Annotated in this window: 19 protein-coding genes and 1 tRNA gene; 13 read left to right on the top strand and 7 right to left on the bottom strand. The window is 66.8% G+C overall.

What is annotated here, in order from left to right:
- Nucleotides 1-98: 98 nt before the first annotated feature.
- Nucleotides 99-184, bottom strand: a tRNA-Leu gene (locus tag AAHS21_RS20160).
- A gap of 399 nt (nt 185-583) precedes the next feature.
- Here AAHS21_RS20160 and AAHS21_RS20165 point away from each other — a divergent pair.
- Genes AAHS21_RS20165 through AAHS21_RS20175 form a run of 3 tightly spaced genes read left to right on the top strand, consistent with a single transcriptional unit; the run spans nt 584 to nt 3065 of the window.
- The gene (locus tag AAHS21_RS20165; RefSeq protein WP_342929346.1) at nt 584-1930 is read left to right on the top strand and encodes a M20/M25/M40 family metallo-hydrolase; all 1347 of its coding nucleotides are present in this window, start codon (nt 584-586) and stop codon (nt 1928-1930) included.
- Nucleotides 1931-1955: 25 nt separating this feature from the next.
- Complete coding sequence (locus tag AAHS21_RS20170) at nt 1956-2486, top strand: YbhB/YbcL family Raf kinase inhibitor-like protein (RefSeq protein WP_342929347.1); 531 nt, start codon at nt 1956-1958, stop codon at nt 2484-2486.
- A complete protein-coding gene (locus AAHS21_RS20175) occupies nt 2487-3065 on the top strand; it encodes an alpha/beta fold hydrolase (RefSeq protein WP_342929348.1) in 579 nt (192 codons plus the stop codon).
- Here the strand turns inward: AAHS21_RS20175 and AAHS21_RS20180 are convergent.
- The gene (locus AAHS21_RS20180) at nt 3059-3439 is read right to left on the bottom strand and encodes a hypothetical protein (RefSeq protein ID WP_342929349.1); all 381 of its coding nucleotides are present in this window, start codon (nt 3437-3439) and stop codon (nt 3059-3061) included. The two genes, AAHS21_RS20175 and AAHS21_RS20180, sit on opposite strands and share 7 nt — an antisense overlap.
- 174 nt (nt 3440-3613) lie before the next feature.
- On the opposite strand from AAHS21_RS20180, the gene AAHS21_RS20185 reads away from it, so the two are divergent.
- Nucleotides 3614-4975 carry an HNH endonuclease signature motif containing protein gene (locus tag AAHS21_RS20185; RefSeq protein WP_342929350.1) on the top strand — a complete coding sequence of 454 codons (1362 nt, stop codon included), beginning with the start codon at nt 3614-3616 and terminating at the stop codon, nt 4973-4975.
- Here the strand turns inward: AAHS21_RS20185 and AAHS21_RS20190 are convergent.
- Genes AAHS21_RS20190 through AAHS21_RS20200 form a run of 3 tightly spaced genes read right to left on the bottom strand, consistent with a single transcriptional unit; the run spans nt 4972 to nt 7357 of the window.
- Nucleotides 4972-6042 (bottom strand): quinone-dependent dihydroorotate dehydrogenase, encoded by a 1071-nt coding sequence (locus tag AAHS21_RS20190; RefSeq protein ID WP_342929500.1) that lies wholly within the window; start codon nt 6040-6042, stop codon nt 4972-4974. The genes AAHS21_RS20185 and AAHS21_RS20190 overlap by 4 nt on opposite strands.
- Nucleotides 6043-6056: 14 nt before the next feature.
- A complete protein-coding gene (locus AAHS21_RS20195; RefSeq protein ID WP_096288478.1) occupies nt 6057-6311 on the bottom strand; it encodes a DUF5703 family protein in 255 nt (84 codons plus the stop codon).
- Nucleotides 6308-7357 (bottom strand): hypothetical protein, encoded by a 1050-nt coding sequence (locus AAHS21_RS20200; protein ID WP_342929351.1) that lies wholly within the window; start codon nt 7355-7357, stop codon nt 6308-6310. The genes AAHS21_RS20195 and AAHS21_RS20200 overlap by 4 nt, the downstream gene beginning before the upstream one ends.
- Nucleotides 7358-7467: 110 nt before the next feature.
- Here AAHS21_RS20200 and AAHS21_RS20205 point away from each other — a divergent pair, with 110 nt between their 5' ends.
- From AAHS21_RS20205 to AAHS21_RS20235, 7 genes are all read left to right on the top strand, one after another.
- A complete protein-coding gene (locus tag AAHS21_RS20205) occupies nt 7468-7770 on the top strand; it encodes a hypothetical protein (protein ID WP_342929352.1) in 303 nt (100 codons plus the stop codon).
- Between the two features lie 66 nt (nt 7771-7836).
- Entirely contained in the window at nt 7837-8577 is a 741-nt protein-coding gene (locus AAHS21_RS20210; protein WP_342929353.1) for a histidine phosphatase family protein, read from the top strand.
- 63 nt (nt 8578-8640) lie between these two features.
- Complete coding sequence (locus AAHS21_RS20215; RefSeq protein ID WP_342929354.1) at nt 8641-9228, top strand: DUF3090 domain-containing protein; 588 nt, start codon at nt 8641-8643, stop codon at nt 9226-9228.
- Nucleotides 9212-10036: an SCO1664 family protein gene (locus tag AAHS21_RS20220; protein WP_342929355.1), complete on the top strand. Its 825-nt coding sequence runs from the start codon at nt 9212-9214 to the stop codon at nt 10034-10036. The genes AAHS21_RS20215 and AAHS21_RS20220 overlap by 17 nt, the downstream gene beginning before the upstream one ends.
- 65 nt (nt 10037-10101) lie before the next feature.
- The gene (locus AAHS21_RS20225; protein WP_342929501.1) at nt 10102-10869 is read left to right on the top strand and encodes an inositol monophosphatase family protein; all 768 of its coding nucleotides are present in this window, start codon (nt 10102-10104) and stop codon (nt 10867-10869) included.
- Between the two features lie 23 nt (nt 10870-10892).
- The gene (gene mshC / locus AAHS21_RS20230) at nt 10893-12140 is read left to right on the top strand and encodes a cysteine--1-D-myo-inosityl 2-amino-2-deoxy-alpha-D-glucopyranoside ligase (protein ID WP_342929356.1); all 1248 of its coding nucleotides are present in this window, start codon (nt 10893-10895) and stop codon (nt 12138-12140) included.
- A 16-nt stretch (nt 12141-12156) separates the two neighbouring features.
- Nucleotides 12157-13038 carry an SDR family oxidoreductase gene (locus AAHS21_RS20235; protein WP_342929357.1) on the top strand — a complete coding sequence of 294 codons (882 nt, stop codon included), beginning with the start codon at nt 12157-12159 and terminating at the stop codon, nt 13036-13038.
- A gap of 7 nt (nt 13039-13045) precedes the next feature.
- Here the strand turns inward: AAHS21_RS20235 and AAHS21_RS20240 are convergent, their stop codons facing one another.
- Both AAHS21_RS20240 and AAHS21_RS20245 read right to left on the bottom strand, forming a co-directional pair.
- The gene (locus tag AAHS21_RS20240) at nt 13046-14476 is read right to left on the bottom strand and encodes an amino acid permease (RefSeq protein WP_342929358.1); all 1431 of its coding nucleotides are present in this window, start codon (nt 14474-14476) and stop codon (nt 13046-13048) included.
- A 134-nt stretch (nt 14477-14610) separates the two neighbouring features.
- The gene (locus AAHS21_RS20245; protein ID WP_096288465.1) at nt 14611-15498 is read right to left on the bottom strand and encodes a PAC2 family protein; all 888 of its coding nucleotides are present in this window, start codon (nt 15496-15498) and stop codon (nt 14611-14613) included.
- A 356-nt stretch (nt 15499-15854) separates the two neighbouring features.
- Between AAHS21_RS20245 and metH the strand changes: the two genes are divergently transcribed.
- Entirely contained in the window at nt 15855-19631 is a 3777-nt protein-coding gene (gene metH / locus AAHS21_RS20250; protein WP_342929359.1) for a methionine synthase, read from the top strand.
- Between the two features lie 34 nt (nt 19632-19665).
- Nucleotides 19666-19947: a hypothetical protein gene (locus AAHS21_RS20255; RefSeq protein WP_342929360.1), complete on the top strand. Its 282-nt coding sequence runs from the start codon at nt 19666-19668 to the stop codon at nt 19945-19947.
- The last annotated feature ends 2 nt before the right edge of the window (nt 19948-19949 follow it).

The raw sequence follows: 19949 nt of genomic DNA on the forward strand, positions 1-19949 counted from the left end.
CTACCAACCCCAAAAACAGAAAACACCCCCAACCAACAACTGAGGGTGTTCACTATGTCGCGAGACATCTGTCCTCGATGTCTCGCGACATCACAGTGTGTCCGAGGGGGGACTTGAACCCCCACGCCCATTAGTAGGGCACTAGCACCTCAAGCTAGCGCGTCTGCCATTCCGCCACTCGGACCAGACCAACGAGAGTTGGCAGCTAAGGCTAGCGGATCGGCCCGCGCCGACCCAACTTAGCTCGCCGTCGGTGGTTTGAAGCGTTGGCGAGCTAGCGGTGGTGGTGGCGTACGCGACAGGGCAGACAACCACCCTGATGGCCCTCTATCGCACGGCCGGCGACTTGGGCGCGTCCCGGAGCGGCGGTAGCCACCTCGGCCAGCCCCAGAACGGCAGCTCCCAGAATGGCAGCTCCCAGAATGGCGACGGCCGCCACGCCCGCTAATCTCCGCATCCGCAGAAAATACCATACCCCCCTTGGGTACCTGTAAAGGCTCGCCGAGTTTTCCGGGCCGCCCGCGGACCGATTGGGTTCCGCTGCCTGAGCCGGGCATCCTCGGCAGTGGTAGGAAAGGTGGTTGTGACAGTTGAGAACGGAGTTCCCAACCATCCGAGCGACGATGTGGTCGAAGTTGTCAGCCGGTTGATCCGGTTCGACACCACCAACACCGGTGACCCCGAGACCACGCAGGGCGAGGCCGAATGCGCCCACTGGGTCGCCGAACAACTCGCGGAGGTCGGCTACCAGCCCGAATACCTCGAATCCGGCGCCCCCGGGCGGGGCAATGTGTTCGCCCGTCTCAAGGGCGCCGACAGCTCACGCGGCGCACTGCTGATCCATGGGCATCTCGACGTTGTGCCGGCCGAACCCGCCGATTGGAGCGTGCATCCGTTTTCCGGCGCGGTCGAGGACGGCTATGTCTGGGGCCGCGGCGCGGTCGACATGAAAGACATGGTCGGCATGATGATCGTCGTCGCCCGCCAGTTGAAGCGGGCCGGCATCGTGCCGCCACGCGATTTGGTGTTCGCGTTCGTGGCCGACGAGGAGCACGGTGGCAAGTACGGGTCACACTGGCTGGTCGACAACCGCCCGGAGCTGTTCGAGGGTGTCACCGAGGCGATCGGCGAGGTGGGCGGGTTCTCGCTGACCGTGCCGCGTCGTGACGGCGGTGAACGCCGGCTGTATCTGATCGAGACGGCCGAGAAGGGCATCCAGTGGATGAAGCTGACCGCCCGGGGCCAGGCCGGGCACGGCTCGATGGCCAACGACCGCAACGCGGTCACGCTGCTTTCCGAGGCCGTTGCCCGGATTGGCCGGCACCAGTTTCCGCTGGTGATGACGGACACCGTCGTCGAGTTCCTGGCTGCCATCAGTGACGAGACCGGCCTGACCTTCGACACCGAATCCGGCGATCTGGAGGGCGTGATCGAAAAACTCGGCCCGATGGCTCGGATGCTGAAGGCGATCGTGCGGGACACCGCCAACCCGACGATGCTCAAGGCCGGATACAAGGCCAACGTGATCCCCGGCAGCGCCGAGGCGGTGATCGATTGCCGCGTCCTGCCCGGCCGGCAGGCCGCGTTCGAGGCCGAGATCGACGAGTTACTCGGCCCGGATGTGACGCGGGAGTGGATCCGGGACTTGCCCTCCTACGAGACCAATTTCGACGGGGATCTGGTCGACGCGATGAACGCCGCAGTGCTGGCGGTCGACCCGGACGGCCGCATCGTGCCCTATATGCTCTCCGGTGGTACCGACGCGAAAGCCTTCGCGCGCATAGGAATTCGTTGCTTCGGCTTCGCGCCGCTGCGGTTGCCGCCGGAATTGGATTTCGCTTCACTGTTCCACGGTGTCGATGAGCGGGTACCCGTCGACGCGCTGCGGTTCGGCACCGACGTGCTGGCCCACTTCCTGACCCACTGTTAGAACGAACCGACACGAGAGGATCGCCATGAGCCTGAAGCCCGACCCGTATGACGCGCTGCCAAAGCTGCCGACATTCACCGTGACCTCGACCTCGATCACCGACGGTCAACCGCTGGCCATGCCTCAGGTCAGCGGCATCATGGGCGCCGGGGGAGAAGACGTGAGCCCGCAGCTGAGCTGGTCGGGATTCCCCGCCCAGACGCGCAGCTTCGCGGTCACCGTCTATGACCCCGACGCGCCGACGCTGTCCGGCTTCTGGCACTGGGCCGTAGCCAACCTGCCGGCCGACGTCACCGAGCTGCCCGAGGACGCCGGCGACGGCCGCGAACTGCCCGGCGGCGCACAGCAACTGGTCAACGACGCCGGCATGCGGCGATTCATCGGTGCCGCGCCGCCGCCCGGACACGGTCCGCATCGCTACTACGTCGCTGTGCATGCCGTCGACGTCGACAAGCTCGACCTCTCCGAGGACGCGAGCCCGGCGTTCCTCGGCTTCAACCTGTTCCAGCACGCGATCGCGCGGGCCTACATTCACGGCACCTACGAACAGCAGTAGGTGAAACCTCGCGCGTGTGTGCTGGTCCTCCCGGGCGGGCGGGTGCGCAGCGATGAGGCGTCGCGCTGGTGGCAGCTGGCCAACGTCCGGATGATGTTGGTCGTTGCCGCCCTTCGATGGCGGCTGGGGCGCGACGTCGAGGTGCGACGCGTCCAGTACCGACTGCGCGGCTGGAACAGTCCGCGCTACGACGCGGTCGCCGACGCCACCGCGGTACTGGACGTCGTTCGGGATCGCTTCGATGCGGAAAGCATTGTGCTAGTGGGTCATTCGATGGGTGGTCGAGTCGCGACCCGGCTCGCCGCCGGTGGACAGGTCGGCGCGGTGGTTGCGCTGGCGCCGTATTGGCCCCGCGACGACGGCGACCTGATTCCGCCGTCGACCCGGCTGTTGGTGGTGCACGGCACCGCCGACACCCGCACCGACCCCGAAGCATCGCGTATCCAGACGCTACGAGCCCGCCAGCGTGGATTGGACGCCCAATGGGTGGGCATTGCGGGTGCGGGCCATTCGATGATGCGGCCGTACTTTGAATGGCAGCGCCGCACAGTCGATTTCGTCGCAGAGTACCTTCAGTAAGTGTTCAACATAGGGCACATTTGCTTGAGCCAGTTGGCAATTGAGCTGCGATTGGTGTCGAGAGTGGGATCGCTGGGTTGGGCGCCGACGGTGGTGACGAAATGCTCGATCGCGGCTTTGACCGCGTCGGGAGGGCTGTGCTTCTCGAGCGTGTCGGCAGCCGTGCGGGCGGTTTCCGGTTTCGACGCGAGCATGAGGTTGTCCTTGGCGCTGCCAAGGTCGTAACACGTGGCGGTGTCGGGCGGCTCGCCGTTCGCCGTGCCACCGAAGCAGCCCGCGATAACCACTGCTATGCCAGTCGTTGCGACAATCGTCAATCCCTTGAATCGCACCGGAGGCCTCCTTGGGAGGATCGTTTGTGGTGCGGCCACCATACAGCTATTGCCAGACCAAGACAGCGAATCTCGAAAACGTTCTTAGATGCTTCGTATGCACGGACGGCAAAGGTGTCGGCGACCGGAGTGCCTTCGTCCAAACCACTTGAGTCACTTTGGTTTCAGCGGTTTCACGCTGGCATTCTTGTCGGTGGAGCCCGCTATCATTCGAACATGGGTTCGATCAGTCGCGAGGAGATTCAGCAGGATTTCGATGCGCTGCGCACCGCGGTGTCGCGCGTCGTGGCGCACTCGTACGACGCGCTTGCCACGCCGGAGCGGTTGGCATTGCTGGAGCGACTCGAACACGAGACTCGGCGGCTGCGGGTCCCGGGGCATGAATTGATCAACCAGATCGGCGAACAGGCGACGGCCGAAGAATTGGGTGGCAGCCTGGCCGTGGCACTTGCCGATCAGTTGCGAATCACTCGAAGTGAAGCCAGCAGCCGGGTGTCGGAGGCTGCGGACCTAGGGCAGCGGCGCGCGATCACGGGCGAGCAGCTGCCGCCGCGGTTGACCGCGACGGCAATGGCGCAGCGCGACGGCAAGATCGGTCCCTCCCATGTCGCGGTGATTCGCCAGTTCTTCAAGGAGTTGCCGCAGTGGGTGGACATCGAGACCCGGGAATGTGCCGAGAAGGATCTGGCCGAACACGCCACCCAATATCGGCCCGACCAGGTGGCCAAGCTCGCCGAGCGGCTGGCCACCTACCTCAACCCCGACGGCAACTACTCGGATGACGATCGCGCCCGACGGCGCGGACTGACCCTGGGCAAGCAGGGCATCGACGGCATGTGCCGGCTCAGCGGCTGGCTGACTCCCGAGGCCCGCGCCACTATCGAGGCCGTGCTGGCCAAAACGGCTTCCCCCGGCATGTGCAATCCCGAGGACGACCTGCCCGTCGTGGACGGCACACCAGCCGCCGATGTCGCGCGGCGTGATATCCGGACTGCCGCCCAGCGCAATCACGACGGCCTCAATGCCGCACTACGCGCCGTGCTGGCCAGTGGAAAGCTCGGTCAGCACAACGGTTTACCTGCCGCAATCATCGTGACAACCGCGCTGAAGGACCTAGACGCCGCGGCCGGCAAGGGATTGACCGGCGGCGGCACGGTGCTCCCGATGAGCGACGTGATCCGGCTGGCCCGCCACGCCCACCACTACCTGGCGGTCTTCGACGACGCGAAACCCGTTGCGCTGTACCACACCAAGCGGCTGGCCTCGGCGGGACAGCGAATAGTCCTCTACGCCAAGGATCGGGGGTGTACCCGCCCGGGCTGTGACGTGCCCGGCTACTGGTGCGAGGTCCATCACGTCGAAGACTGGGTGACAACCCGTCGCACCGACATCGACCAGCTCGCCCTGGCCTGCGGCCCCGACCACAAACTCCACGAAAACGGCTGGAAAACCCGAAAACGCGTTAACGGCGACACGGAATGGATCCCGCCGCCACATCTGGACCGAGATCAGCCGCGGGTCAACACATTCCATCACCCGGAGAATCTGCTGGCCGACGAAGGACCCGGCGCGGCCTAGGTCGGCGGGCTGATCGCCGACCCGACCGCTTCGCTCAGTGAGGCGAACCCGCCGTCGTGCAGCCGCCTCGCGATGCCTTCGTGAATGTGCTTGGGCCACAAGCCACCCCCGTAGACGAAGCCGGTATAGCCCTGCAGCAGTGAGGCGCCCGCGGTGATGCGCTGCCATGCGTCATCGGCGGTCTCGATACCGCCGACGCTGATCAGTACCAGCCGATCGCCGACCCGCCGGTAGAGCCGGCGCAGCACCTCGACCGCGCGGTGTGCCACCGGCGGCCCGGAGATGCCGCCGGGCCCCAGCGCGTCGACACCCGGGGTACGCAGACCCTCTCGCGACACCGTGGTGTTGGTCGCGACGATGCCGGCCAGTCCCAGCTCGACGGCCAGGTCCGCGATGTCGTCGACGTCGGTATCGCTGACATCCGGGGCGATCTTGACCAGCACCGGCACCGACGTCTCGGCGAGGACCGCGGCCAGGACGGGCCGCAACGATTCGACCGCCTGCAGATCACGCAGCCCCGGCGTGTTCGGCGAGCTGACGTTGACCACCAGATACGACGCCAGCGGGCCGACCAGCCGTGCGCTGGCCCGGTAGTCGTCGACGGCCTCGGCGGCCGGCGTGGCCTTGGTCTTGCCGATGTTCACCCCGATCGGCACGTCCGGCCGATGGCGGGCCAGCCGGGTGGCCAGCTCGCCGGCGCCGTGATTGTTGAACCCCATCCGGTTCAGCAGCGCCCGATCCGCTGGCAGCCGGAACAGGCGCGGCGCCGGGTTGCCCGGCTGCGGGTGCGCGGTCACGGTGCCGACCTCGGCGTACCCGAAGCCCAAGGCGCCCCAGGTGCGCAGCCCCATGCCGTCCTTGTCGAAGCCGGCGGCCAGCCCCAGCGGCGCGGGGAAGTGCACGCCGAACACCGTGCTGGCCAACACCGGATCCGTCGGGCCCAGCAGCCGGTGCAGCAGCCGGCGCGGCACCGCTGTGGCGGTCGCGGCGCGCAGCGCGGCGAAGACCAGCGTGTGAATCCGCTCGGGCGGGATCAAGAAGAACAGGCGGCGCAGCAGACCGTACAGACCGTTATCCACCGTCACAGTTCCGGCTGATCGGGCCGTCGGTCGCTGACGCGTGTTTTCTTGCGGCGCAACAACACCCGTCTGCTGCCGTCGTTATACAGCCGCACCCGGGTGAGCTCCCAGCCACGGTATTCGGCCTCGATGGACAGCCGGATGGAGGCGCTGAGCCTGGTCACCTCGGGGGGCAGGCGCAGCGGCACCCATTCGTAGTCGTCGGACATGTCCGAGACCCAGCCGGCCGGTAGGCGACTCCAGCGCGGCGCCGTCAACGCGTGCCCGCCGCGCGCTCGATGACCTGGACCCCCGCACCGGACCCCGACACCACGTACAAAGTGTCCGAGGTCTCGTCAAAGGCCAACGAGTTGGGTTGCTGCACAGTTGGGTAACGCACCTTTTCGACGGGAATTCCGGTTGCTAAATCGTAACCAATAACCATATTCGATGCGGTTTGTGACACCCAGGCCAAATCCCGAGAGCCGGCCAGTCCGTACGGGGCCTGCCGGACCGGGTATGCCTGCCGCAGGATCAGCGGGTCGACGCCGTACACCAGCAGCTCGTCGCCGCGGGTGTCGGCCACCAGGACCCGACCCACCGGATCGGCGACCATCGTGGTCGCGCCCGCACCGGCCCGCAGCGACTGCGCGACACGGCCGTCGGAGTCGATCGTCGTCACCGAGGTCTGTCCACGATCCAGTACCACCGTCGTATTGCCCTGTGTCACAAGCCCGTCAACCCGGGCGAAAATTTTCGTCCGGTTCTGCACCGTCGCGCCGGCCGGGCCTTCAGCGCCCACGGTGTACACCGCACCGTCGGCGCTGCCCAGCATCAACTTGCCGTCGGCTCGGCGCGTGATCGCGGTGAAGTCCACCCCGGCGCAATCGGCGACCTTGACCTGCGTGGCGTGGCCGCCGGTCAGATCCAGCACGACGTAGCCGCCGCGGGCGGCGAGGTAGGCCGTGCCGTGGCCGTCGCTGGTCAGCGCGCTCGCCGGGCCCGGCAGCTCGACCATCCGCGGCACGACCTGCCCTGGGCCGAACACCGCGACGCCGGCGGGCGCTGCCGGATCGGCGCCGGCAGTCAGCACTGCCAGCTGCCGGGTGCCGTCGTCGAAGACACTCGAAGCGGCGGGCGCGGCCAGCGGCCGCACCGTGCCGGCCGGATTCTGCGACACCGGCGGTGACTGGGCGGGATGCGCGGATTCGATGGTCGGCGGGGCGCTGTCGAGCGGATTCGATGAACAGCCAGCGACCAATGTCAGCAAAGTGACCAGGCTAACAAAAGATCGTTGAGCTGTGGCCTTACGAGGTGATAGCAACAACCAACCTTGAATCGGAGGACATGGAATACAAATTCTAAGGAACGCTTGCGCATCCAATAGGGCGATGTTGCCGACATGCGCCCGTACTGGAGAGGTATGGTCGGACTATGACCGTCATCGCTGACCGGCATACCGCGGACAAAGAGTTTGCTGTCGAAGACATTTCGACAGGCATCTTTGCCAGCGGATACGGGCAAGTCGGTGACGGACGCAGCTTTTCGTTCCACATCGAGCATCGCTCGCTCGTCGTCGAAATTTACCGGCCGTGCCTTGCCGGGCCCGTTCCGCAGGCCGAGGACGTGGTCGCGACGGCGGTGCGCGGTTTGGTCGACATCGACCTCACCGACGAGCGCAGCTTGACCGCGGCGGTGCGCGACTCGGTCGCCGCCGCGGTCCCCGTGTCTCGCTAGTCACCTCCGGGCACCGCGATTCGCAGCGGGTACGGTCGTCGTCGTGACACAAACGGTGGCCGCGACGTGACGGTGATCCTGCTGCGCCACGGCCGTTCGACCTCGAACACCGCGGGCGTCCTGGCCGGCCGTTCCGAGGGCGTCGACCTCGACGACAAGGGCCGCGAGCAGGCTGTGGGCCTGATCGACCGGATCGGCGACCTGCCGATCCGTGCGGTGATCACCTCGCCGCTGCTGCGCTGCCGGAACACGGTCGCGCCGCTGGCCGAGGCGCTGTGCCTACAACCGTTCGTCGAGGACCGGCTGGCGGAGGTGGACTACGGCGAGTGGACCGGCCGCAAAATCGGCGAGCTGGGCAAGGAGCCGCTGTGGCGGGTCGTACAGGCGCACCCCAGCGCGGCGGTGTTTCCCGGCGGCGAGGGGTTGGCCCAGGTGCAGACGCGCGCGGTGGCCGCGGTGCGGGAACACGACCGGCGGCTGAGCGAGGAGCACGGCGGTGACGCGCTGTGGGTGGCTTGCACTCACGGTGATGTCATCAAGTCGTTGATCGCCGACGCGTACGGCATGCATCTGGACGGCTTCCAGCGCGTCACCGCCGATCCGGCGTCGGTGAGCGTCATCCGCTACACCCCGCTGCGGCCGTTCGTGTTACACGTCAACCACACCGGTGGACGGCTGGCCGCGACGCTGCGGGCCGGTCCGCCGGCCAAGGCGGACGACGAGGCCGACAAATCAGAAGAGCCGCAACAACAACCGGCCGAAGCGGAGCCGTCGAGCGACGCGGTCGTCGGGGGATCCACTGACTAAGTCGGTTGCTGCAACCGAATCGAATCGCCTTGCGACGGCAACAGCCGGTATTTTGGAGGTGCCATGGCTCGCGCAATCCATGTATTCCGCACTCCCGACCGCTTCGTGGCCGGGACCGTCGGTCAGCCCGGAAACCGGACCTTCTACATCCAGGCTGTGGGCGATTCCCGGGTCGTGTCGGTGGTCCTGGAGAAGCAACAGGTCGCGGTGCTCGCCGAACGCATCGGTGCGCTGTTGCTCGAGGTGAACCGCCGGTTCGGTACGCCGGTGCCGCCGGAACCGTCCGAGGTGGACGACCTCAACCCGCTCATCACGCCCGTCGACGCGGAGTTCCGGGTCGGGACCATGGGCCTGGGCTGGGATTCGGAAGCCCAGACCGTCGTGGTCGAACTGCTGGCCGTCACCGACGCCGAGTTCGACGCCTCGGTGGTGCTCGACGACACCGACGAAGGCCCGGACGCGGTGCGCGTGTTCTTGACCCCCGAATCGGCACGGCAGTTCGCCACCCGCTCCAATCGGGTGATCTCGGCGGGACGACCGCCCTGCCCCCTGTGCGACGAACCGCTGGACCCTGAGGGTCACATTTGCGCGCGCGCCAACGGATATAAGCGCGGCGCGCTGCTCGGGTCGAACGATGACCCCCCTGAATAACAAGAATGACGATCGAGAGGTCTTGCGGGGCGGCGAGCTGACGGTTCTCGGACGGATCCGCTCGGCCAGCAATGCCACCTTCCTGTGCGAGGCCACGTTGGGCGAGTCCAGCGTGCACTGCGTCTACAAGCCCATCTCCGGCGAGCAGCCGCTGTGGGACTTCCCGGACGGGACGCTGGCCGGCCGCGAGCTTGCCGCGTATCAGGTGTCGGCACAGCTGGGCTGGAACCTGGTGCCCTACACCATCATTCGTCATGGTCCGGCGGGGCCGGGCATGCTGCAGCTGTGGGTGAAGCAGCCGGGCGACGAGGTGGACAGCGATCCGCGGCCGGGGCCGGATCTGGTGGACCTGTTTCCCGCCGGTCGCCACCAGCCGGGTTATCTGCCGGTGCTGCGCGCCCAGGATTACCGCGGCGACGAGGTCATCCTGATGCACGCCGACGACATTCGCCTGTGGCGGATGGCGGTGTTCGACGTCCTGATCAACAACGCCGACCGCAAGGGCGGGCACGTCCTGCGCGACCTCGACGGCCACATCTACGGCGTCGACCACGGAGTGTCCCTGCACGTCGAGAACAAGTTGCGCACGGTGCTGTGGGGCTGGGCCGGCAAGCCGATCGACGATCAGACGTGCCAGGCCATCGCCGGCCTGTGCGACGCGCTCGGCGATGAATTCGGCGACGCGCTGGCCGGGCAGATCAGCCGAACCGAGATCGCGGCGCTGGGGATGCGGGCGCACGCGCTGCTGGACAACCCGGTGATGCCCGTCCCCAACCGGCATCGCCCCATTCCCTGGCCCGCCTTTTAGGGTCCGGCATCGCCGTCGGCGATACTGAGACGGTGAGCCCGGCCTCCCACGACCAATCGGCGGAGATGACGGACGCCGAATTGGCCGCCGATCTCGCCGCCGACGCGGGGGAGCTGCTGCTGAAAGTCCGCGAGGAGATCGGGTTCGGTCATCCATGGATGCTCGGCGACGCGGGTGACAGCCTGGCCAACGAGCTGATCCTGCGGCGGCTGCGGGCCGAGCGTCCCGACGATGCCGTGCTCAGCGAGGAAGCCTACGACGATCTGAAGCGGCTCAAGCACGACCGGGTGTGGATCATCGACCCGGTCGACGGCACCCGCGAGTTCTCCACCCCGGGGCGTGACGACTGGGCGGTACATATCGCGCTGTGGCAGCGTCCCGTCGATGGCCGGCGCGAAATCACCGATGCGGCAGTCTCTTTGCCCGCGCGCGACAACGTCGTGTATCGCAGCGACACCGTGGACGGCAGCCAGGCGCGGGTCGGGATTCCGCACACGTTGCGCATCGCCGTCAGCGCGACCCGGCCACCGGCCGTGCTGCACCGCATCCGGCAGTCGCTGGCGATCCAGCCGGTGGGGATCGGTTCGGCGGGCGCCAAGGCGATGGCCATCATCGACGGCGATGTCGACGCCTACCTGCACGCCGGCGGTCAATGGGAGTGGGATTCGGCGGCGCCGGCCGGGGTGGTGATGGCGGCGGGTATGCACGCGTCGCGGCTGGACGGCTCGCCGATGCGCTACAACCAGGAAGACCCGTACCTGCCCGACTTCGTGATGTGTCGCGCGGAGGTGGCGCCGATCCTGCTCGGCGCCATCCGCGACGCGTGGCGCTGAACCCCGGGCCTAAAGTCGACAGCATGCAGTCGTGGTCTCCCGCACAGGTTCCGGTGCTGCCCGGACGCGGCCCGGAGTTACGGCTTTACGACACCTCCGACCGCCAGGTCCGCCCGGTGGCGGCCGGGTCCGGTCCTGGTTCAGTCGCCACCATGTACGTCTGCGGGATCACCCCGTACGACGCCACGCACCTGGGCCACGCGGCCACCTATCTCGCCTTCGACCTGATTCACCGGCTGTGGCTTGATCTCGGGCACGACGTGCACTACGTGCAGAACGTCACCGACGTCGACGACCCGCTGTTCGAGCGGGCCGCGCGCGACGGCATCGACTGGCGTGAGCTCGGCGATCGTGAGGTGCAGCTGTTCCGCGAGGACATGACCGCGCTGCGGGTGCTGCCGCCGCGCGAGTATGTCGGCGCGACCGAAGCCATTCCCGAAGTGGTGGAGCTCGTCGAAAAGATGCTGGCGTCAGGGGCGGCCTACGTCGTCGACGACAAGTATCCGGACGTCTACTACCGCGCGGATGCCACGCCGCAGTTCGGCTACGAGTCGGGCTATGACCGCGACACCATGCTGCGGCTGTTCGCCGAGCGCGGCGGCGACCCGGACCGCACCGGCAAGTCCGACCAACTCGACGCGCTGCTGTGGCGGGCCGAGCGGCCCGGGGAGCCCAGCTGGGCCGCGCCGTTCGGTGCCGGGCGGCCCGGCTGGCACGTGGAGTGCGCGGCGATCGCACTCAGCCGCATCGGCAGTGGCCTCGACATTCAGGGCGGCGGCCGCGACCTGATCTTCCCGCACCACGAATTCACCGCCGCGCACGCCGAATGTGTAAGGGGCGAAAGGCGATTCGCCCGGCACTATGTGCATGCCGGGATGATTGGCTGGGACGGGCACAAGATGTCGAAGAGCCGCGGCAACCTGGTGCTGGTGTCGGTGCTGCGCGCGCAGGGCGCCCCGCCGGCCGCCATTCGGCTCGGTCTGCTGGCCGGGCACTACCGCGCGGACCGCTCCTGGAGCCAGCAGCTGCTCGACGAGTCCGCCGCACGGTTGCAGCGCTGGCGCACCGCGGCGATGCTGCCCGCCGGCCCGGATGCCACCGACGTCATCGCCCGGGTGCGCAAGTACCTGGCCGACGACCTCGATACTCCCAAAGCGATTGCGGCACTTGATGGTTGGACCACCGACGCGCTCGAGTACGGCGGACACGACGAGGCTGCGCCGAAGTTGGTGGCCACCGCGATCGACGCGCTGCTCGGCGTGGAACTGTGAAAGGTAGTTGACGGCAATGACATCGCTACAGGGCAAAGTCGTTCTCATCACCGGGGGTGCCCGGGGAATCGGCGCCGAGGTCGCTCGCCGGCTGCGTGGCAAGGGCGCCAAACTCGTCCTGACCGATCTCGACAAGGCCGCGCTGGACACCCTGGCCGCCGAACTCGGTGGCGACGAGCACGTGCTGACGGCGGTCGCCGACGTGCGTGACCTGCCTAGCATGCAGGCCGCCGCCGAGGCCGCCGTGCAACGCTTCGGCGGGCTCGACGTTGCCGTGGCCAACGCCGGCATCGCCAGCTACGGCTCGGTGCTGCAGGTCGACCCGGAGGCATTCAAGCGGGTGCTCGACGTCAACCTGCTCGGCGTCTTTCACACCGCGCGCGCGGCGCTGCCCGCACTGATTGAGCGGCGTGGTTACCTGCTGATCGTGTCGTCGCTGGCGGCGTTCGCGGCGGCCCCGGGAATGGCGTCCTACGACATGTCGAAGGCCGGCACCGAGCACTTCGCCCACGCGCTGCGACTCGAGGTGGGTTACCGCGGCGTCGACATCGGGGTGGCGCACATGTCGTGGATCGACACGGCTCTGGTACGCGACACCAAAGCCGACCTGCCCGCGTTCACCACCCTGCTCAAGAAACTGCCCTGGCCGTTGAGCAAGACCACCGACGTGGACAGTTGCGCGACCGCCTTCGTCAAAGGCATCGAAGGGCGCAAGGACCGGGTCTACTGCCCGGGCTGGGTGGCCGCCTTCCGCTGGCTCAAGCCGGTGCTCTCCACTCGCGTCGGCGAACTGCCGATTCGCAGAACCACCGCGGAACTGATGCCTCAGATGGACGCCGAGGTTGCCGCGCTCGGTCGTTCCACCAGCGTCTACAACCAGGAGTTGGGCCAGGCCTAGTGCCCGCTCACCAGCGCGTCGTGGTGGCGGCGACCCGCTTGCGTACCACGAACCAACCCACGACCAGCGCCGGACCGATCACCAGCAACGAGCCGACGGTGAAGATACCGACCGGTTTGTCGAACGCCATCAGCACCACGACGCATACCAAGAACACCAAGGTGAGATAGCCGCTATACGGGGTCAACGGCATCCGGAAGCGGGGGCGCTCCAGGATTCCGGCCTGGGTCTTCTTATAGAACTGGAGCTGACACAATACGATCATCGCCCAGGACGCGACGATGCCGAGCGAGGCGCTGTGCAGCACGATCTCAAAGGCTTTACCGGGATTGAAGGCGTTGAGCGCGACGCCGAAAAGACAGATGACAGCGGTCATCGCGATACCGCCGAACGGCACGCCACGGCTAGTCATCCGTTTCGCGAACTTAGGGCCGCTGCCGCTCACCGCCAGCGAGTGCATGACGCGGCCGGTCGAATACAGTCCCGCGTTCAGGCTGGACAGCGCCGCGGTGAGCACCACGACGTTCATCAAATCGCCGGCACCGTGGAAGCCGATGCTGGAGAAGAACGTGACGAACGGACTCTCCCCGGCCTTGAATGCGGTGTAGGGCAACATCACCCCCAGCAGGGCGACCGAACCGACGTAGAACACCGCGACTCGGGCGATCACCGAGTTGATAGCCCGCGGCATGATCTTCTCCGGCTCGGCGGTCTCGCCGGCGGCGATACCCACCAATTCGACTGCCGCATAAGCGAATACCACCCCTGAGGTGGTCACCAACAGGGCTATCGCGCCGGTCGGGAACAGGCCGCCATGGTCATCCCAGATGCCGGTCCCGGTGTCGTGCCCCTGGATTTGAAATCGCCCGGCCAGGAACACAAGAGCGATGATCAGGAACGCGACGAGCGCGAACACCTTGATCAGTGCGGCCCAGAATTCGAGCTCACCGAACCACTCGACGGAGATCAGGTTCATCGACAACACCACCACGAGGGCTGCCAGGGCCAGAACCCATTGGGGGACAACCACAAACGCCGTCCAGTGGCGCAGGTAGGTGGCGATCGCGGTGGTGTCGACGATCGACGTCATCGCCCAGTTCAGGAAGTACATCCAGCCCACGACGTAGGCGGCCTTCTCGCCGAAGAACTCGCGCGCGTAGGACACGAACGAACCCGACGACGGACGGTGCAGCACCAGCTCGCCCAATGCGCGCAGGATCAGGAAGACGAAAACGCCGCACACCCCGTAGACGATGAACAGCCCGGGCCCGGCGTTGGCCAGACGCCCGCCGGCGCCCAGGAACAGGCCGGTGCCGATCGCGCCGCCGATCGCAATCATCTGCAGCTGGCGGGGTTTCAGTCCTTTGTGGTAGCCGGCTTCCTCGTTGAGAGTTGCCGGCGGGACGTCGGGTTGCGGCGTGTCAGGCAGGGCGGTCATCGAGGTCCAATCGTCGTCGTTCGCCCAACCTGCGGGATGGCCCGGAATCGCCAAGACCAGGACTGTCAACCCGGTTGGTTTGCCAGCGATCTTTTCGCAGTCGGCCGCCGACGGCAACAGGACAGGCCCGTCAATTACTTCCCGAATCCCGGGCGGCGACGACGCAGGTAACGCTCGAACTCGGCGGCAAGCGCGTCGCCGTCGATCTTGCCCAGGGCCTCGTTCACATCGACCTCGGCGTCGCCGCGTTGCTCGAGCGACAGCACGTATTCGGCCAAGTCCTCGTCCTCGGTGGCCATCTCGGTGACCGCCAGCTCCCACTCCTCGGCCTGGGCGGGCAGGTCGGCCAGCGGAACCTCGATATCGAGCACGTCTTCGACGCGGCGCAGCAGCGCCACCGTCGCCTTCGGGTTCGGCGGGTGCGACACGTAGTGCGGCACCGCGGCCCAGAACGTCACCGCCGGGATCCCGGCGGCCACGCAGGCGTCCTGGAAGACCCCGGCGATCCCGGTCGGCCCTTCGTAGCGGGTCTCCTGCAGGCCGAAACGTTCCGCCGACTCGGGGGAGTAGGCCGCGCCCGACACCGGGACGGGCCGCGTGTGCGGGGTGTCGGCCAGTAGCGCACCGAGGATCACCACCGTGTCGACGTTGAGCTTGTCGGCGATGGCCACCAGCTCGGCACAGAACGTGCGCCAGCGCATGTTGGGCTCCACGCCGTGCATCAACACGATGTCGCGGTCGCTGCCCGGTGGCCGGCAGTGCGTGATCCGCATCGCCGGCCACACCAGTTCCCGGGTCACCCCGTCGACCTGGCGGATGACCGGGCGGTTCACCTGGTAGTCGTAGTACGCCTCGTCGTCGATCTCCACGATCGGGTGGGCTTCCCAGATCGCGTCGAGGTGCTCGAGCGCATCGCTGGCCGCGTCACCGGCGTCATTCCAGCCTTCGAACGCCGCCACAACAATCGTGTTGTGGAGGTCGGGGAGCGCTGATGCTTCCGGGCCACGATCCGGCGGAGTCACGCCAATCAGCCTAAGGCCTGCCCGCCCCGCGACGATTCCCAGCCGCGCGGGCGGCCGGCGCACCTCGGTATTTGCATAGGCCGACTATCCTTGCGGCGTGGTTGCTACCAGCGCACACGACTACGTCACGGGCTGCTCGAATGCGGTCGACCCGAAATACGCTCGGCAGCAAACTGGTTAACATTGGTAATTACTACACTGCCGGTACGATCCGCCAGCACCGAGCGGGTCCGATCGAGCTGGGCGTCCAGACGTCGGGGGAGGACGTAGACTTTTCTGGTCGAGAGGCGTTGCAACGGTTCGCCGGTTCCTGCCGGTAGCCGCCACGCTCGGCAGAGTCAAGGACGCCTTCCGCTATGGAAGGAACGTACGTGAGCGCCTCCGAATCGAGCACGGTGTCGAAGACCTTCGCGCCGAACATCCGCCCCGACTGCACCGACGAACTGACGGCGGCGCTGCGCCAGCGGATCATGGTGATCGACGGCGCGATGGGCACGGCGATTCAGCGCGACCGCCCGGACGAGGCCGGCTACCGCGGCGACCGCTTCACCGAATGGCCGACCGCCCTTCAGGGCAACAATGACCTGCTCACCCTGACGCAGCCACAGATCATCGAGGGGATCCACCGCGAATACCTCGAGGCCGGCGCCGACATCCTCGAGACCAACACCTTCAACGCGAACGCGATCTCGCTGTCCGACTACGACATGGCCGACCTGGCCTACGAGCTCAACTACGCCGGCGCCGCCCTGGCCCGTAAGGCCGCCGACGAGTACAGCACACCGGACAAGCCGCGCTACGTCGCCGGCGCCATCGGACCGACGACCCGGACCGCGTCGATCTCGCCGGACGTCAACGACCCCGGAGCCCGCAACGTCTCCTACGACCAGCTGGTCGCCGCCTACCTCGAGGCCGTCAACGGCCTGGTCGACGGCGGTGCCGACCTCCTGATCATCGAGACGATCTTCGACTCGCTGAACGCCAAGGCGGCGGTGTTCGCCGTCGAGACGCTGTTCGAGGAGCGCGGCCGCCGCTGGCCGCTGATCATCTCGGGCACGATCACCGACGCTTCGGGGCGCACGCTGTCCGGCCAGGTCACCGAGGCGTTCTGGAACGCGATCAGGCACGCCAAACCGCTCGCGGTGGGCCTCAACTGCGCCCTGGGTGCACCGGAGATGAGGCCCTACATCGCCGAGGTGTCGCGGATCGCGGACACTTTCGTGTCCTGCTATCCGAATGCCGGTCTGCCCAACGCCTTTGGCGAGTACGACGAGTCCCCGCAGCGTCAGGCCTCCTACATCGCCGACTTCGCCGAGGCCGGCCTGGTCAACCTGGTCGGTGGCTGCTGCGGAACGGCGCCACCGCACATCGCCGAAATCGCCAAGGTCGTCGAGGGCAAAGCGCCGCGCGAGCTGCCGGAGATCCCGGTGGCCACCCGACTTTCGGGGCTCGAGCCGCTCAACATCACCGACGACTCCCTGTTCGTGAACATCGGTGAGCGCACCAACATCACCGGTTCGGCGCGATTCCGCAACCTGATCAAGGCGCAGGACTACGACACCGCGCTGTCGGTTGCTTTGCAACAGGTCGAGGTCGGCGCGCAGGTCATCGACATCAACATGGACGAGGGCATGATCGACGGCGTCGCCGCGATGGACCGGTTCACCAAGTTGATCGCGGCCGAGCCGGACATCAGCCGCGTTCCGGTGATGATCGACTCCTCCAAGTGGGAGGTCATCGAGGCGGGCCTGAAGAACGTGCAGGGCAAGCCGATCGTCAACTCGATCTCCATGAAGGAGGGCGAGGAGAAGTTCATCCGCGAAGCGCGGCTGTGCCGCAAGTACGGCGCCGCCGTCGTCGTGATGGCCTTCGACGAGCAGGGGCAGGCCGACAATTTGGAGCGCCGCAAACAGATCTGCGGGCGTGCCTACCGGATCCTGACCGAGCAGGTCGGCTTCCCGCCCGAGGACATCATCTTCGACCCGAACTGCTTCGCGCTGGCCACCGGTATCGAGGAGCACGCGACCTACGGCATCGACTTCATCGAGGCCTGTGCCTGGATCAAGGAGAACCTGCCCGGGGTGCACATCTCCGGCGGTATCTCGAACGTGTCGTTCTCGTTCCGGGGTAACAACCCCGTCCGCGAGGCGATCCACGCGGTATTCCTGTTCCACGCCATCAAGGCCGGCCTGGACATGGGCATCGTCAACGCCGGTGCGCTGGTGCCCTACGACTCGATCGACCCCGAGCTGCGCGAGCGCATCGAGGACGTGGTGCTGAACCGTCGCGAGGACGCGGCCGAGCGGCTGCTCGAGATCGCCGAGCGGTTCAACAGCACGGAGAAGTCCGACGAAGCGGCGGTGGCGCAGTGGCGCAACTTGCCGGTCCGCGAGCGGATCACCCACGCGCTGGTCAAGGGCATCGACGCTCACGTCGACGAGGACACCGAGGAATTGCGGGCCGAGATCGCCGCCGCGGGTGGCCGCCCGATCGAAGTGATCGAGGGCCCACTGATGGACGGTATGAACGTCGTCGGCGACCTGTTCGGCTCGGGCAAGATGTTCCTGCCCCAGGTCGTGAAGTCGGCCCGGGTGATGAAGAAGGCCGTGGCGTACCTGCTGCCGTTCATCGAGGAGGAGAAGGTCACCTCCGGTGCGGCCGCCGGTAAGGACACCAACGGCACGATCATCATGGCGACCGTGAAGGGCGACGTCCACGACATCGGCAAGAACATCGTCGGAGTTGTCCTGCAGTGCAACAACTTCGAAGTGATCGATCTCGGTGTGATGGTGCCCGCCGAGAAGATCCTGGCCGCGGCGAAGGAGCACGAGGCCGACATCATCGGGTTGTCCGGGCTGATCACCCCGTCGCTGGACGAGATGGTCAACTTCGCCGTCGAGATGGAACGCGAGGGGCTGGAAATTCCGCTGCTGATCGGTGGAGCGACCACGTCGCGCGCCCACACGGCCGTGAAGGTGTCGCCGCGTCGCAGCGGTCCGGTGGTCTGGGTCAAGGACGCGTCGCGCTCGGTGCCGGTCGCCGCGGCGTTGCTCGACGACAAGCAGCGTCCGGCCCTGTTGGAGGCCACCGAGAAGGACTACGCGGCCCTTCGCGAGCGGCACTCCCAGAAGAACGAGCGGCCGATGCTGACGCTGCAGAAGGCCCGCGCGAACCGGACGCCGATCGAGTGGGATGGCTACACGCCGCCGGTGCCCGCCCAGGGCCTCGGCGTGCGCGATTTCCATGACTACGATCTCGCCGAGTTACGCGAATACATCGACTGGCAGCCGTTTTTCAACGCCTGGGAGATGAAGGGCCGGTTCCCCGACATCCTCAACAACCCGACCTCGGGCGAGGCCGCCCGCAAGCTGTACGACGAAGCCCAGGAGATGCTCGACACCCTGATCAAGGAGAAGTGGCTGACGGCCAACGGCGTGATCGGGTTCTTCCCGGCCAACGCGGTCGGTGACGACATCGAGGTCTACACCGACGAGACCCGTACCGAGGTGCTGACCACGTTGCACAACCTTCGCCAGCAGGGCGAGCACCGCGACGGCATCCCGAACCGCTCGCTGGGTGACTACATCGCGCCCAAGGACACGGGTCTGGCCGACTACGTCGGTGCCTTTGCCGTCACCGCGGGGCTCGGTAGCCAGGACAAGATCGCGGAGTTCAAGGCTGCCAACGACGACTACAGCGCGATCCTGCTGGAGTCGCTCGCCGACCGGCTGGCCGAGGCGTTCGCCGAACGGATGCACCAGCGGGTTCGCAAGGAGTTCTGGGGATTCCAGCCGGACGAGCAGTTGGACAACGAGGCACTCATCGGCGAGAAGTACGTGGGAATCCGTCCTGCCCCCGGCTACCCGGCTTGCCCGGAGCACACCGAGAAGGTGACGCTCTTCGAATTGATGGACGTCACCCAGCGCTCCGGTATCGAGCTGACCGAGTCGATGGCGATGTGGCCGGGTGCCGCCGTCAGCGGCTGGTACTTTTCGCACCCGCAGTCGCAGTACTTCGTGATCGGCCGGATGGCTCAGGACCAGGTCGCCGACTATGCCAAGCGCAAGGGCTGGACCCTGGCCGAAGCCGAGCGCTGGCTCGGCCCCAACCTCGGCTACAACCCGGAGGACTGAGCTCTAAACTCAATAGGCATCTGGGAGGGATGTCATGCTTGAGCGAGAACGCAATCGCATTGCATATCTGGCGGTTGAGGCCGTCGGCGCTACCGCGCTGCATATCCGGCGCATTGTCGGGGCGCTACATACCGCGGTCGGCCGGGCCAAGCGCGAAGTCAGCGATTTGGTCTGGGATTACCACGAATTGGCGGGAAGCGTGCGCTGGTCCGCCCACCGCAGCAAGACGGCCACGGATGATCATCACCAGAGCGTGCACGAGGAGCACATCGCCGATGTGATTTCGATCGATCTGCGCCGGCGGCAGGCAAACTAACG

The sequence above is a fragment of the Mycobacterium sp. 050272 genome, assembly GCF_039023525.1.
Lineage (GTDB): Bacteria > Actinomycetota > Actinomycetes > Mycobacteriales > Mycobacteriaceae > Mycobacterium.

Coding starts and splice junctions, on each gene's coding strand:
- AAHS21_RS20170 (WP_342929347.1), top strand. CDS start 1,956: ATGAGCCTGAAGCCCGACCCGTATGACGCGCTGCCAAAGCTGCCGACA.
- AAHS21_RS20180 (WP_342929349.1), bottom strand. CDS start 3,439: ATGGTGGCCGCACCACAAACGATCCTCCCAAGGAGGCCTCCGGTGCGA.
- AAHS21_RS20185 (WP_342929350.1), top strand. CDS start 3,614: ATGGGTTCGATCAGTCGCGAGGAGATTCAGCAGGATTTCGATGCGCTG.
- AAHS21_RS20205 (WP_342929352.1), top strand. CDS start 7,468: ATGACCGTCATCGCTGACCGGCATACCGCGGACAAAGAGTTTGCTGTC.
- AAHS21_RS20215 (WP_342929354.1), top strand. CDS start 8,641: ATGGCTCGCGCAATCCATGTATTCCGCACTCCCGACCGCTTCGTGGCC.
- AAHS21_RS20220 (WP_342929355.1), top strand. CDS start 9,212: ATGACCCCCCTGAATAACAAGAATGACGATCGAGAGGTCTTGCGGGGC.
- AAHS21_RS20225 (WP_342929501.1), top strand. CDS start 10,102: ATGACGGACGCCGAATTGGCCGCCGATCTCGCCGCCGACGCGGGGGAG.
- mshC (WP_342929356.1), top strand. CDS start 10,893: ATGCAGTCGTGGTCTCCCGCACAGGTTCCGGTGCTGCCCGGACGCGGC.
- AAHS21_RS20235 (WP_342929357.1), top strand. CDS start 12,157: ATGACATCGCTACAGGGCAAAGTCGTTCTCATCACCGGGGGTGCCCGG.
- AAHS21_RS20240 (WP_342929358.1), bottom strand. CDS start 14,476: ATGACCGCCCTGCCTGACACGCCGCAACCCGACGTCCCGCCGGCAACT.
- metH (WP_342929359.1), top strand. CDS start 15,855: ATGGAAGGAACGTACGTGAGCGCCTCCGAATCGAGCACGGTGTCGAAG.
- AAHS21_RS20255 (WP_342929360.1), top strand. CDS start 19,666: ATGCTTGAGCGAGAACGCAATCGCATTGCATATCTGGCGGTTGAGGCC.